We start from the raw sequence: 14206 nt of genomic DNA, 5'->3' as shown, positions 1-14206 counted from the left end.
TCTTAATTTGTTATAGTCTTGGAGGCAATGTTATGCAAGCAAATGCTGTTTTAGGTGTGGACATCTCTAAAAAAAAATTTGATGTTTGTTTATTGTTAGGCAACAAAGAACGACACAAAGTCTTTCAAAATCACCATGATGGTTTTGCAAAGCTTGTAGCTTGGTGCAATAATCACAGAGCAGAGCATATTCATATGTGTCTTGAAGCGACAGGTTGTTATAGTGAAGATTTAGTTAATTTTATGTATGATCTGGGACACAATGTAAGCGTAATAAACCCAGCCCAAATCAAAGCTTTTGGCAGAAGTGAGCTACTTAGAAATAAAACAGATAAGTCAGATGCTGCTATGATTGCTAGATTTTGTATTGCTAACAAACCTAACCTTTGGAAACCCGCCCCTTCTGAAATTAGGCGTTTAAGGTAACTTTATCGTTGTTTGCAAGCACTTAAAGATGACAAGTTGCAACACGTTTGGAAAATAAAAATATGTATTCCAGTTGCAAACAAGCCATACTTGAGGTGATTGCTACAATAGACACACAAACTGCTTCCATAGAGAAAGAAATTAACGAGCATATCAATAACTACTCACACCTAAAAAATATGATAGAAAATCTTAAGACTGTAAAAGGTGTAGGACACCTTACTGCTATTGCTGTTATTACAGAAATGCCATTAATTGATAATTTTGATCATGCTAACAGCTTTTGCTGGTTTAAATCCTCAATATTACCAATCAGGATCATCCGTAAGTAAAAAAAGCCGAATATGTAAAATAGGATCTGAGCGTATCCGCAAGGCTCTTTATATGCCAGCTATAGTAGTCAAAAACCGTAATTCTCACTTTCAAAAATTTTGCCAACGTTTAGCAAGCAAAGGAAAATGTCCAATGGTCATAATTGTTGCGCTGATGAGAAAACTAAAGCATGTATTTTTTGGTATTCTTAAAAACAATCAACCATTCAATGGTAATTTAGTGAAATAATTTTGACAGTAAGGAGTAACATGAGCTTATGCTCAACAGTTTTGAAATATATGCTATTTAACATAAAAGACTGTGCTTAGAGTTTTGGTGCTATATAGCTACTATTTCATTTTGATAGAGACGCTTGGTTATTTTAAAACAAAGCCCTATTATATAAGAAGACACAATGATAAGTTAGTGTAACTGTGCGCCTATACAAACAAAAGCACAGTTACACTAATTTATAGAAGATGTAACCTTAAATTTTTTTGTTATTTTTTATCTTTTTAGTCAAATAATTTGTTGACAGTAAAGACAGTATCTAGAGAAGTTTTATGGATTAGTGTTGTAACGTTTATAAAGGAGATCACTAATGCTCACAGAAACTTATACTCAAATATGTAAGGATATTAACATAAAATAGCGAAGATCTTGATATATATTAACAAACAGTGAAAAGCAGGAAAATCTTCCCAGTAAGGAATGACAAGTTACTTGTGAGTTTAGTTCAAAATTTTAGTTAATAAATTAACTTATATAAAAATATTAGTTACACTATTAGTAATTTATTAATAAAAGAGGCTAACATCATGACAGACTTTATAGATTTTTTCAATAATGATTCAGAATTTGTTGATGATAACTTTTATTATGAAGTACACAAATATAATAAAGATGGTCAGCATATTAAAGATGATTTTTACTTATACTCGCTGGTGCTCCACGCGTGTGGAAAAGAAGATGAAAATTTAGCATTTTCTCATAAAGATCATGAGAGAACATCTCTTATATGGCTAGACAAAGAGTATTTGCAAATATCAGAGGGTAGCTGGAGAAGCGGAAGCTATTCTAGTGATCTTTCGAATTCTGACTATGTGGTAAGTGATGTAACTTTGGATAAAAACATAGTAGAATTTAATGTAACTCCAACTGTAGAGAGCTACTCACAAGAGGTAAATAAAATTGTAATCTCGAAAATCGGCTTGAAGAAAGGTAATTTATAACCCTTGACCTTGCCTAAAAATCTGTTATTGGGAGTGTTAAATAAACTGTGTCAAACCGAATTTTTAATTCAACTCAATTTTCAATCTGTTGGGAAAGAAAATGTCGAGCTGAGATATAGTCAATGCCCAATCATGTACAGGCATAGTCCATTTCTCCTCCACTTTCTTTATAGCACAATATACCTGTTTATACAAGGCATTTATGCTAGTAAATGAGCCCTTGGTTTTGGTGAATTTCCTAATTTGCCTATGTAGCCCCTCTATGGGATTAGTAGTATAGATTATCCTCCTAACTGGGTCGGAATACTTAAAATAACCAGATAGGTTTTCCCAATTATTCTGCCAAGATTATAGGGTACTTTGTGCCCCATTTTTCATCTAATTCCAACAGATAATTCTCGGCAATTTCCTTACTTGAAGCTTTTCTTTAAATCACTCAAAAAACTCTTTACTAGCTACATACTTCAGTGAGTTACGTATCTGATGCACTATACACATTCTGCATTAGGGAACACACCGTTTATTGCTGCAGGAAAGCTTTTTAGCCCATCTACACATGCAATTAGAATATCTTCCACTCCTCTCTCTTTGAGATCATTTAGTACTCCCAACCAGAACTTCACTTTCAGCTAAATAAAACTTCTTTTCTGCCATTTTGCTAATATATTATACATACATTTACTTACACAACTCCTTAAAAAACCATGAAAACTATCGGATATACAGACTGCAGCGGACGACTACGCCATTCGTTGATTACTGTTTGTCAGTAATACTTGATATCTCTGCCGCCGATATTTTGTGATCGTAAATTTCCTCAATATGTGACGCTATATCTCCATGCCACTGGCAAATGTGCTTAAGACCTTTGCTTCAAGTTCTGTTGTTTGTCTTTTTCTAACTATTTGGGGTTCAAAGCTTCCTTCCCTGTCTCTAGGTGTTAACAACTCAAATGAGTTGTACGTAAAGTTTTTCCCATTTCTTCGATTATTTTCTTCGCTTTCACCAGACAAGTGGTGTTCTATTTCACCTTCCAGACTTGCCTCAAGCAGCTTTTTTATAAACGGTGTCATCTCTTCCTGTTAGCGGTCTTCCTTCTCGTATAGACGACAGGTTTCTAATTCTTTATAATCTACCAATCCGGTAGTTTTATTTACTTGACTCATGTCAAACCTCCGTTTTTTTATATCAATTATATTTTTATTTCTTGGTTTGACACAGTTTATTTAACACTCCCAGAGAAGAATTGCCATTTCATTGAAAAATTTGTTGAGGTCTTTTGATAGGCAAGTTATTTTATTCATCGTTACTTCTCTCACTAAAAACATATCTGTGAGAACTTATTATTCTATCTCCTCATATCTTTTTCCTTAACTTGACGCGTATGGTCTACAGGTAAGACAATTTTAATCAATATATATAAAACTGCAGCAGTTTTGTATATAGGTTATGAACAATTTACTTAATAAAGGTAATACATTTTATTTTATAGCTAGTTCTCTAGCTACTCTTACATTACTTACATCTTTAGTGCTTATTAATGTACCTAGTTCTTTAATTCTCGCTTTAGCTGCATTGTCTGCTTTGGCTCTTATGCTCTTATATAAAATAATGAGTAACAATAGGAGAATAGAGAATAAATTTACTCAAAAAGAGCGAGAGTTAGAAGAGAAAATAACTCTGGCTGCAAAAAAAATAGAAAATTTAAAGGATCAATTAACCAGAGAAGAGCAAAATCTAAACAGGGAAGTAAATAAGGTAAATGTGTTAGAAAGTAAGTTAGAAAGTGAGAGGGAATCTTTAGAGCGAAAATTAGAAGCTAAAAAGCGCTATATAGAAAAATTAGAAAAAATAACGAAAGATAAGTTTGATGAATTACTTTCTGAGATCTTGCTTTTACGTGAGCAGTTACAGAAAAAAGAAGCTAATCTAGCCGAAAAAGAAAAATGCATAACGGAATTGAAAAGGAAAATAGACAATAATAAACGTACAGAATTGAAAAATGCAAAACTGCATAAGGAAAAGGAAGTAGAAAAATTATCTAAAGAAAAAGAGGATTTACTCAAGAGAATAGGAAAAATATCTAAAGATAAAGAAATATTAAGCGAGGAAATAGAAGAATTACATAGAAAGAAGGATACATTAAATAACGAATTAAGTGAACAACAAGACAAAATTAAAAGGCTTACAAAAGAAAAGAAATATTTATCTGAAGAGTTAGAAAAGAAATCTGAAGAGCTAAATCAAGCAAATGGTTCTATTGAAGATCGGTTCCTTGACTTAACAAAAGATTACGATAATAAGGTGAGGAGTTTTAAAATTTCACTCTTAGAGAAAGATGATCAAATTAATAAAGTAGTGAATTGTATAATATACAAAATAGAAGAAACAAAGAGCGGAGATAGTAATACAGAAGCAGTATTAAAAGAACTATTTAGTGAAATTCAAACAGTGTTAAAAGAGTTAGAGGAAAAAGATCCTGAATCATCAGAATTTGAAGATTCTGGATATGCCAACTTTTCATCGACTCCTACCAAATTATTGGATTTAGTGTGTACAAAGCATCATGAGTATCTGGATAGAGATTGTAGAATGTGATGATTAGCCTTATTATAAAAAAAATTATACAAGATAATGAACCCAATAATATGCGCACTAGATACACAAGATTTGAATAAAGCTATATCTTTAGCTAATGCTCTGCGTGATAAGGTTGGCATGGTAAAGCTTGGGTTAGAATTTTTTGCTGCACATGGTCTTTCTGGAGTGGGAGAAGTTGCAAAATGCAATGTACCAATTTTTTTAGATCTGAAATTGCATGATATTCCAAACACTGTAGCCAGAACAATTGAAGCAATAAAGGTTCTAGATGTTGAAATGCTAACATTGCACATCAGCGGTGGGACAAAAATGCTTGAAGAAGCACTAAATGCAGCGCAAGGCACTAAGATAAAGCTAATTGGAGTGACAGTACTAACTAGTATGGGTAATGAAGATCTAAGCGAGCTTGGAGTAGCAAGAGAAACAAAATCACAGGTAATTTTACTCGCAAAGCTTGCAAAAAAGGTTGGACTACATGGAATAGTCTGCTCTGCATTAGAAGCTCAAGAAGTACGCCAAGAATGTGGTAAAGACTTTAAAATTATTACTCCAGGAATCCGTATAGATTCAGGTCATGATGATCAAAAAAGGACAGCAACACCAAAAGAAGCAATAAATTTAGGAGCTGATTATATCGTAATTGGCAGGCCAATTACAAAAACCGCAAGTAATGCAGAATTAATATTGAAATCCCTTATTGATTGAAGCAGTTCAGGTAAATAACTATTAAGATCAAATGCTGTCTTTTACAGAGGGAGTGTTAAATAAACTGTGTCAAACCAAGAAATAAAAATATAATTGATATAAAAAAACGGAGGTTTGACATGAGTCAAGTAAATAAAACTACCGGATTGGTAGATTATAAAGAATTAGAAACCTGTCGTCTATACGAGAAGGAAGACCGCTAACAGGAAGAGATGACACCGTTTATAAAAAAGCTGCTTGAGGCAAGTCTGGAAGGTGAAATAGAACACCACTTGTCTGGTGAAAGCGAAGAAAATAATCGAAGAAATGGGAAAAACTTTACGTACAAGTGCAGGCTCATTTGAATTGTTAACACCAAGAGATAGGGAGGGAAGCTTTGAACCTCAAGTAGTTAGAAAAAGACAAACAAGCCTACATCCCGAACTTGAAGCAAAGGTCTTAAGCACATTTGCCAGTGGTATGGAGATATAGCGTCACATGTTGAGGAAATTTATGATCACAAAATATCTGCAGCAGAAATATCAAGTATTACTGACAAATTGCTACCGATAATCAATGAATGGCGCAGTCGCCCACTGCAATCTGTATACCCGATAGTGTTCATGGATGGCATGTTTTTTAAGGTCAAGGAGGATGGGCATTGTGTAAGTAAATGTATGTACAATATATTGGGCATAGACCAAAATGGTAAAAAAGAAGTACTGGGCTTTTATTTAGCTGAAAGCGAAGGAGCTAACTTCTGGTTGGGTGTATTAAATGACCTAAAAGAGAGAGGTATAGAGGACATTCTGATAGCTTGTGTAGATGGACTAAAAAGCTTTCCTACAGCAATAAATAATGTGTTTCCTAATGCAGAAGTACAGCTATGTATAGTGCATCAGATAAGAAATTCATTGAAATATGTATCTAGCAAAGATGTGAAAGTTTTTATGAATGATTTGAAAAAAATATATCGTGCTACAAGTAAAGAAATTGCTGAAAATTATTTGCTTGAGCTGGAAGAAAAATGGGGCGAAAAGTATCCGTTAGTTGTAAAATCTTGGCAGAATAATTGGGAAAATTTGTCCAGTTATTTCAAGTATTCAGGTCCAGTTAGAAAGTTAATTTATACTACTAATCCTATTGAGGGGCTGCATAGGCAGATCAGAAAATTTACTAAGACCAAAGGCTCATTTACCAACACAAACGCCTTGTACAAACAGGTATATTGTGCTATAAAAAAAGTAGAGCAAAAATGGGTCATGGCTTTGCCTAATTGGGCATTAACTATTTCTCAGCTTGATATTTTCTTTCCTAACAGATTGAAAATTCAGTTGAGCTAAAAATGTGGTTTGACACAGTTTATTTAACACTCCCTTTACAGATTAAAAATACATGAACTCTTGATCTTGCATTTCATCTGCGATAGACAATAACTTTACGTTCTCATTAAAGTGTTACTTAACGAGAAGCTTTTTAAAATAGATAATCTGAACTGGGTTGACCACCTGAAAAACAGTATTCAAAATCATCATCATTATCTTCTAAACACTTTAGATACTTGTCAAGGTCTTGCCGATCTTTCTCACTTAAATTATCTGGATCTTTTAGATTATCTAAATCGCGTTCTGCTTTTTCTAATTCATACTTAATGCAGTAATCTTGGCATTTGTTTTCGCATGCTTTTTTGGATGGTGATCTACATTGACGTGTGCATATAAGATCGGGACTTTCTATTTTTTCTTTATTCATAATCTACTCCTTAATTTTAAAAGCAATATCTATATTAGCATATAGGTGTAAATATTGTATTAATATAATTACTTTTTAGGTATATATGACAGGTTGAAATCATTTCTGGTACCTTAAAAGAAGCAATGAATTCAGGAGCTGAGTTTATTGTAATTGGCAGATCCATCAGTGCAGAATTAATATTGAAATCTCTTACTGATTGAAGCAGGAGAGCGGCAAGGTAGATAAGGTAGCATAGAGTAAAAGCAACAAACGGTATGTATCCGCTCAGCAGGGTGGCAAAACAAGGTAGACGAGAAAAGACAACTATGGGAGCAAATGGGTGTCATCCCAGTGCTTGACACTGGTTCTTTTTTTCTGGATTCCAGCGTCACGCGCTGGAATGACAAAGAACAGTGAGCTGCTAATTTTTCATATGGTTATGCAAGAAGTCCATTGTATTTTAACATAAAGCAGCTACTTTGATACTTGTAATTTTGAGGATACTCAAAGGATACCATTTATTGTTTTGGCAAGTTTGTACAGCTACGTACTTTATTTGCACATTCTCCTGAACAGATATGCAGCGAAAAAAAGTGCTTGACAGGAAAAAATAAACGCTGTATAGTGTTGATAGTTCTTTAAATTAGGTACACAGTGTCATCCTAGTGCTTGACACTAGCATCTAGCCTTTTCATAATCATCAAAACGTTGTATTTTAACATAAAATAGCTATTTTTATGTTTACTAACTTAACTGGATTCCAGCGTCACGCGCTGGTTTTCTTGATTCCAGTGTTAGCTACATGCATGACAATGAAAAGGTACTGATAAAGATTATCCTCAAATTACAATAACTATTCTAATTTTATTTTTAAAGGAGGCTATTATGTCACTTACTGATATCGCTCACCGTGTCAATGAACTCGCTTCATCATGGGAGCAATTTAAACTAATAAATGATCGAAAACTAAAAGAAATTGAAAGCAAAGGGCCTGCAACAATCGAGCAGCTATGTAAGATAAATAGTAATATTGATAATTGCAAAGAGCGCTTAGATTTTATTGAAACTGCAGCTCAACGTCCAGAGGCGAGCACAACAAACGACAAACATTTTTCTGATTATGTCCGCAAGGGCGATTTATCGCATAAAACCCTCAGTGGAGATGATAATGATATTGGAGGGTATTTAGTTACTCCTCATATTGTAAAACGGATAAACAAGCGTATAGCTGATTCATCTCCAATGCGGCAAATATGTTCCAATCAAAGAATCTCTACTGAAACATTGGATTATATTATAGAAGATTGTGACCGTGCTGGTGCAGGTTGGAGTGGTGAAACAGTAGAAGATGAAGATGGTGGCTATAAATCCAAGTATGATTTTGCACAAGACACAAGTACACCTAAAATTCAAAAGATTTCCATCACAACTTATGAGCTCTATGCTCAGCCGCAAATATCACAAAAATTGCTCGATGATGCATTTGTCAATGTTGAAAGTTGGCTTGTGGAAAAGGTTGCCGAAACTTTCAGTAAGAAGGAGAATGAAGCCTTTATTAAAGGTGATGGCACTTTTCAGCCTAAAGGAATTTTAGCTTATGAAGATAAAATAGAGCAAATTAAAGCTGATGAGCTAGATAGTGATACCATAATGATATTGTACTATTCTCTGAATGAACATTACTCTAAAAATGCATCATTCTTGATGAACAGGAGTACGTTAAAGGACGTTAGGCTACTAAAATCTGAAACAGGTCAATATCTTTGGCAGCCGAGTTTATCTCTTGAAACTCCAGATACTTTAATGGGAATACCAGTATATCAATCTGCTGATATGCCACCTACAGTGATTGCAGTAGCAGATTTCAAACAAGCTTATAAGATCGTAGATAACAGAGGGATGAGAATATTGAGAGACCCTTATACAAACAAACCTTATGTTAGATTTTTTGTCACTAAGCGCGTTGGTGGAGAAGTTGTAAACACCAGCGCTATTAAATTGTTAAAAATTGCGAGCAAGTATTAAAGTTTTATAATATTCTCTAAAATAGTTGACATACCATGTTTCTTATGAAATAATTAAGTTAATATATTATTAATTTAAGGAGTACAATATGTGGAAAAGCATAAAAAAGTTTTTTAAATGGATTGCTGATCACACAGGAATTTCATGGATTTTAGGAAAATTAGGCTGGAAAAACCATCAGTCTACTGGTCAAGAAGAGGATTTTGTCTTTTTAGATATGCCACAATCAGAAGCACCTGCTAAAGGTAAAACAAAACATAATGTTTTATTAAAGTTTGTCGATGGTAAAATAAAGCTGGTTACATCAGCTGAGAATTATGAAACACTGCAAGAGCATTTTAAAAACAAAAGAGGGGATAGCACTGTAATTGATGACGAGTTTTGTTTAAATTTAAATAATGATAAACAATTGTATATCACAGGTCGTTATGACTCGAAAACGACAATGAAAAGTGGTAATATACGTCTATCTATAAATTCGGTTGGGACTCTAGATGGCAAAGAAGTTTATGGTGATAATGAGCCAGAAAAAATGAAAGGGCTGCTAGATTTGAGCGATAAAAAAAGGTATATAGAAATAAATCTCAATGCACCTAAAGTTATTGCAAATAGTAACACACCAAATTCAGAAACTACTAATCCAGAAGCAGAACAACACGCTGCTGGTGCTAGTCAATCTCTTAATGTATAGTCATTATAGCAAACTGTTAAAAAGAAGCACCTCTTTAGGTGCTCTTTTTTTCTTTCTTATATAAACAAAAATCATATAGAATTGTAAACGCAGTTTTTTTATTCTGATGCTTCTCAATTCTATAGTTCTTGTTCTCTCCTTATTACTATTTCTCTATATCATTTCAAGAAAGAATAGAAAGCTAAGTAAGGAGCTTGAAAGGAATTTACTTAAAGTAGAACATGAACTTCAAGAGGCAAAGCAAACTTTACTGAATAAGAATGAAGAGATAGTTGATTTGAAAGTGAGGAATGCAGAGCTTGAAGTAACTCTGCAAAAAGAGCGTGAGGAAAAGAAAAAGGAAATAGAATTACTGACAAAAGCAGAGGAGAGACTCACAAACACTTTTAAAGCACTTTCTCTTGATGCTTTGCAGGTAAATAATAATAATTTTCTGAACTTAGCAAAGGAAGTAATAGATAATAAACTAAAAGAAACAGAAAGTGACTTCAAAAAAAGGCAAGCAACAATCAACGAAGTTGTAATGCCAATAAAAGAAAAATTAGAAAAATTCGATAGTGAAATACGTGATCTAGAGAAAGAGAGGGTAGGGGCCTACGAAGGTTTAAGGGAGCAAATTGGAGCATTAATGAGTCAAACCTCTAACCTTGCTAACGCCCTGAGGAAACCTCACATTAGGGGCAAGTGGGGTGAAATGCAACTCAAAAGAGTAGTAGAAATGGCGGGAATGATTGAATATTGCGATTTTTTTACTCAAGCCTCAGTAATTGATAAAAATGAGGACAATTTGTTACGTCCTGATTTAATAATAAAAATGCCATCTGGAAAGCAAATAATAATAGATGCTAAAGTACCACTTGATTCTTATATGGATGCTATGTCACAAAATGATTTGCAGATACAAAGGGAAAAATTGAAGAATCATTCTCTGGCAATAAAAAAACATATAAATGATCTAGGTAGAAAGGAATATTGGAACCAATTTGAAAATACGCCAGAGCTTGTGGTGCTTTTCTTAACAGGAGAAGGGGTTTTCAGTGCAGCACTGGAATGTGAGCCAGCTTTGATAGAAATTGGAATAGAAAAAAAAGTGATTATTGCAACACCGATCACTTTAATCGCGCTGCTTAGGGCAGTAGCCTATGGATGGAAGCAAGAAATGATAGCCGAAAATGCGAAAAAAATAAGTGAACTAGGCCATATTTTATATGAGCGAATCTGCACGATGGGTGAAAACTTTGACAATTTACGCAGGAGCTTAAAAAGCGCTGTAGATCATTACAATAAAACTGCTGGTTCACTTGAAGCGAGAGTGCTTCCTGCTGCTCGGGAATTCAATAAGCTTGGTATACATGCAAAAAATAAAGAACTAGCCGCTGCAAAAGAGCTGGAGTCTTTACCACGCAGTTTACATGCTGAGGGGTTGAAAGTAGACTAGCTTCATTTAAATATTTTTTCTGGTCTCCTTAACTGTATCTGTTCAGCAGAGTGGCAAAATAAGATAGACGAGAAAATAGGAACAAATATCCCAGCGTCAAGCACACAACTGTACGAACATTAACCAGAACTTGACACTGGGATCCATTTTTCCATTTAAGCTCATCAAATTTAGCATAAGCTTACCGAATAGCTTGCTTGTGAATTTTCTTGGATCCCAGTGTCAAAGCACACAACTGTACGAACGTTGCAATGTGACACGATGTTGCATAATAAATGATGTCATTCCAGTGCGTGACACTGGAATCCAGTTCTTATTATACAGCTATCTGGTGTACTTATTTAAAATTAAGTTTTCTGGATCTCAGTGCCAAAGCACTGGGATGACACTCTTCCTGGCGGAGATTATTCTCAAATCACAATGTTCGTACAGCTGTGGATCCAGTTTCGTTGTTCAATTTCATCAAAAGTGTTGTATAGCGTGCTTATTTGCAATCAAATTTTCTAGATTCCAGTGTCAAGCACTGGAATGACACCCCCTGATGGGCCCAAATCACAATGTTCGTACAGTTGTGTGTCAAAGCACTGGGATGACAACAAAAGGGCTACTTGAATAGAGGCTACTTAGGTGACAAGAAAAGAAGCATGGGTTTCAATATTTGCCATGCATCTGAACGGGTACCTAGCTGTCATTTAAATATTTTTTCTGGTCTCCTTAACTGTATCTGTTCAGCAGAGTGGCAAAATAAGATAGACGAGAAAATAGGAACAAATATCCCAGCGTCAAGCACACAACTGTACGAACATTAACCAGAACTTGACACTGGGATCCATTTTTCCATTTAAGCTCATCAAATTTAGCATAAGCTTACCGAATAGCTTGCTTGTGAATTTTCTTGGATCCCAGTGTCAAAGCACACAACTGTACGAACGTTGCAATGTGACACGATGTTGCATAATAAATGATGTCATTCCAGTGCGTGACACTGGAATCCAGTTCTTATTATACAGCTATCTGGTGTACTTATTTAAAATTAAGTTTTCTGGATCTCAGTGCCAAAGCACTGGGATGACACTCTTCCTGGCGGAGATTATTCTCAAATCACAATGTTCGTACAGCTGTGGATCCAGTTTCGTTGTTCAATTTCATCAAAAGTGTTGTATAGCGTGCTTATTTGCAATCAAATTTTCTAGATTCCAGTGTCAAGCACTGGAATGACACCCCCTGATGGGCCCAAATCACAATGTTCGTACAGTTGTGTGTCAAAGCACTGGGATGACAACAAAAGGGCTACTTGAATAGAGGCTACTTAGGTGACAAGAAAAGAAGCATGGGTTTCAATATTTGCCATGCATCTGAACGGGTACCTAGCTGTCATTTAAATATTCTTTCTGGTCTCCTTAACTTATGTTTGCTGATTAAAACAACTTTCTAAAAATTTTTTTTATATAATTCAACTCTTGTACATCATTTGCTGCATAAACAGGTATAGTTTGTTGCTCAGTACCCGGTATTTCTACGAAGATTTTGCCCACTTCTTGACCTTTTTTAATTGGTGCAGGTACCATATCTTTATATTCAATACGCACTTTAATTTTGTCGTGTAATTTGCGGTTATAAGTTATGGTAACATCGTTTGCAACTGTAACAGGCACTTTTTTATCTTTTCCATAAATAATATTTATTTCTTCAACTACACTATCCTTAGCAAATATTTTCTTGCTGTGAAAATGATTTAAGGAATATTGTATTAGTCTTTTGGCTTCTTCTATTCGCTCTTTTTCAGTGTTTAAACCATTTACAACAGCAAAAATTCTCCTATCGTTCCGTTTTGCAGATGCTATAATGCCATAACCACCAGCACTCGTATGACCTGTCTTTAGACCATCAACTCCAATATCATGGAAAAGTAAAAGATTTTTATTTTTTTGTACAATGTTGTTATATGTCAAGTATTGTTCAGAAAATAGATCATAATATTCAGGAAAATCAGTAAAAATCCTTTTTGCCAGTGTTACCAAGTCTTTTGCGCTCATAAAGTGATCTTCATCTGGCCACCCGCTTGAGTTGACAAAATGACTATCATTAAGATTCAAATCTCGTGCAACTTCATTCATTTCAGCAACAAAATTCTCTTCTGATCCTGCAATACCCTCGGCTAGCACTATGCATGCATCATTACCTGAGGCAATTGTAATCCCTTCAAGTAGTTCTTTTACTGTCACAGATTGACCTTCTTTTAGGAACATAGAAGAGCCTTTCCTTTCCCATGCTTTTCTACTTACTCGAAATTTATCTTCCATGTTTATTATTCCAGCCTTTAGATAATCGAAAGCCACATATAAAGTCATTAACTTGCTCATTGAAGATGGAGCCATTTTTTCGCTAGAATTATGGTCAAAAATGAACGAGTCTGAAGCTAAATCTAAAACGACTGCTTGCTTTGCTTTGGTTCTAAACTGGTACGAGTATGAGTCAAAGGGGAATATAAAAATTAATAGCAAAGTTACTAATTTGCTTAACATATTTATAATTTTAAATTTATAGTGTACTAATTAATAGTATGATTTTGCAGGAGTATTTCAATAAATCTCTTACCATTTAAGTAAAAGACAAAAACTCACCTTTGTTGTCATTCCAGCACTTGATGCCAATTGTACAAACATTATCTGTAGGATGCCAGACTAGTATCCAGTTAAATTTAAGAGTATAAAAGTAATGTTAAAATACAATGTTTCTGATGATCAGTGTCACGCACTGACCATTTACTACGCGAATTGCCACAATGTTCGTACAGCTGTGCACTTGATGTAGCCTTTCCCACTAAAAACATTATAGAACTATTATAAAGCATAAAAATTTAATAACTTGATTGCCAAATCCAGCATATTAACAACATTATGATTTAAATTTCTACCCTATCTTCATCAATTTTGCATACAGCCTGTCTTTACTCATTAGAGAGTCATGAGTTCCTACTTCTTCTATTGCAATGCTCGAAGATAGAAGAGAAGAGCCACCATAGCTGAAGAGTTATGCCGGTAGTTGGGAAAATGCTCAATGT

General features: G+C 34.5%; 8 protein-coding genes and 6 pseudogenes. 9 read left to right on the top strand and 5 right to left on the bottom strand.

What is annotated here, in order from left to right:
• Window positions 1-32: 32 nt before the first annotated feature.
• Window positions 33-986: pseudogene (locus tag wVul_RS10380) on the top strand (IS110 family transposase).
• A 569-nt stretch (window positions 987-1555) separates the two neighbouring features.
• On the top strand, window positions 1556-1969 hold the full coding sequence (locus tag wVul_RS00580; protein ID WP_047758741.1) for a hypothetical protein: 414 nt from the start codon (window positions 1556-1558) through the stop codon (window positions 1967-1969).
• A 63-nt stretch (window positions 1970-2032) separates the two neighbouring features.
• Here the strand turns inward: wVul_RS00580 and wVul_RS08040 are convergent.
• Window positions 2033-3135 (bottom strand): annotated as a pseudogene (locus wVul_RS08040) (IS256 family transposase).
• 283 nt (window positions 3136-3418) lie between these two features.
• Here wVul_RS08040 and wVul_RS00565 point away from each other — a divergent pair.
• The 3 genes and pseudogenes from wVul_RS00565 (at window position 3419) to wVul_RS00555 (ending at window position 6597) form a co-directional block, all read left to right on the top strand.
• A complete protein-coding gene (locus wVul_RS00565) occupies window positions 3419-4567 on the top strand; it encodes a coiled-coil domain-containing protein (protein WP_047758740.1) in 1149 nt (382 codons plus the stop codon).
• Between the two features lie 36 nt (window positions 4568-4603).
• Window positions 4604-5275: an orotidine-5'-phosphate decarboxylase gene (gene pyrF / locus wVul_RS00560; protein ID WP_047758739.1), complete on the top strand. Its 672-nt coding sequence runs from the start codon at window positions 4604-4606 to the stop codon at window positions 5273-5275.
• Between the two features lie 119 nt (window positions 5276-5394).
• A pseudogene (locus tag wVul_RS00555) lies at window positions 5395-6597 on the top strand (IS256 family transposase).
• A gap of 133 nt (window positions 6598-6730) precedes the next feature.
• On the opposite strand, the gene wVul_RS00550 reads toward wVul_RS00555, so the two are convergent.
• On the bottom strand, window positions 6731-7006 hold the full coding sequence (locus tag wVul_RS00550; protein WP_047758738.1) for a hypothetical protein: 276 nt from the start codon (window positions 7004-7006) through the stop codon (window positions 6731-6733).
• A gap of 104 nt (window positions 7007-7110) precedes the next feature.
• Between wVul_RS00550 and wVul_RS08035 the strand changes: the two are divergent.
• The 4 genes and pseudogenes from wVul_RS08035 to wVul_RS00535 form a co-directional block, all read left to right on the top strand.
• A pseudogene (locus tag wVul_RS08035) lies at window positions 7111-7209 on the top strand (orotidine-5'-phosphate decarboxylase); the annotation flags it as partial.
• A gap of 664 nt (window positions 7210-7873) precedes the next feature.
• Window positions 7874-9013, top strand: coding sequence for a phage major capsid protein (locus wVul_RS00545; protein WP_047758737.1), 1140 nt, complete (start codon window positions 7874-7876; stop codon window positions 9011-9013).
• 88 nt (window positions 9014-9101) lie between these two features.
• Complete coding sequence (locus wVul_RS09415) at window positions 9102-9704, top strand: hypothetical protein (RefSeq protein WP_047758736.1); 603 nt, start codon at window positions 9102-9104, stop codon at window positions 9702-9704.
• A gap of 106 nt (window positions 9705-9810) precedes the next feature.
• A complete protein-coding gene (locus wVul_RS00535) occupies window positions 9811-11142 on the top strand; it encodes a DNA recombination protein RmuC (protein ID WP_047758735.1) in 1332 nt (443 codons plus the stop codon).
• Window positions 11143-11376: 234 nt separating this feature from the next.
• Here the strand turns inward: wVul_RS00535 and wVul_RS10375 are convergent.
• The 3 genes and pseudogenes from wVul_RS10375 to wVul_RS00530 all read right to left on the bottom strand — a co-directional run.
• Window positions 11377-11505: pseudogene (locus wVul_RS10375) on the bottom strand (WPE palindromic element domain-containing protein); the annotation flags it as partial.
• Between the two features lie 557 nt (window positions 11506-12062).
• Window positions 12063-12191: pseudogene (locus wVul_RS10370) on the bottom strand (WPE palindromic element domain-containing protein); the annotation flags it as partial.
• 369 nt (window positions 12192-12560) lie between these two features.
• Entirely contained in the window at window positions 12561-13667 is a 1107-nt protein-coding gene (locus wVul_RS00530; RefSeq protein ID WP_047758734.1) for a D-alanyl-D-alanine carboxypeptidase family protein, read from the bottom strand.
• Between the last annotated feature and the right edge of the window lie 539 nt (window positions 13668-14206).

Origin of the sequence: Wolbachia endosymbiont of Armadillidium vulgare str. wVulC, assembly GCF_001027565.1 — a bacterium.
In the GTDB taxonomy this organism is placed as follows: Bacteria; Pseudomonadota; Alphaproteobacteria; order Rickettsiales; family Anaplasmataceae; genus Wolbachia.
This window is presented reverse-complemented; position numbering and strand designations above follow the sequence as displayed.

Bases quoted from the DNA above. Each gene is read 5' to 3' on its own strand.
- wVul_RS00580 (WP_047758741.1), top strand. From the start codon at position 1,556: ATGACAGACTTTATAGATTTTTTCAATAATGATTCAGAATTTGTTGAT.
- wVul_RS00565 (WP_047758740.1), top strand. From the start codon at position 3,419: ATGAACAATTTACTTAATAAAGGTAATACATTTTATTTTATAGCTAGT.
- pyrF (WP_047758739.1), top strand. From the start codon at position 4,604: ATGAACCCAATAATATGCGCACTAGATACACAAGATTTGAATAAAGCT.
- wVul_RS00550 (WP_047758738.1), bottom strand. From the start codon at position 7,006: ATGAATAAAGAAAAAATAGAAAGTCCCGATCTTATATGCACACGTCAA.
- wVul_RS00545 (WP_047758737.1), top strand. From the start codon at position 7,874: ATGTCACTTACTGATATCGCTCACCGTGTCAATGAACTCGCTTCATCA.
- wVul_RS09415 (WP_047758736.1), top strand. From the start codon at position 9,102: ATGTGGAAAAGCATAAAAAAGTTTTTTAAATGGATTGCTGATCACACA.
- wVul_RS00535 (WP_047758735.1), top strand. From the start codon at position 9,811: ATGCTTCTCAATTCTATAGTTCTTGTTCTCTCCTTATTACTATTTCTC.
- wVul_RS00530 (WP_047758734.1), bottom strand. From the start codon at position 13,667: ATGTTAAGCAAATTAGTAACTTTGCTATTAATTTTTATATTCCCCTTT.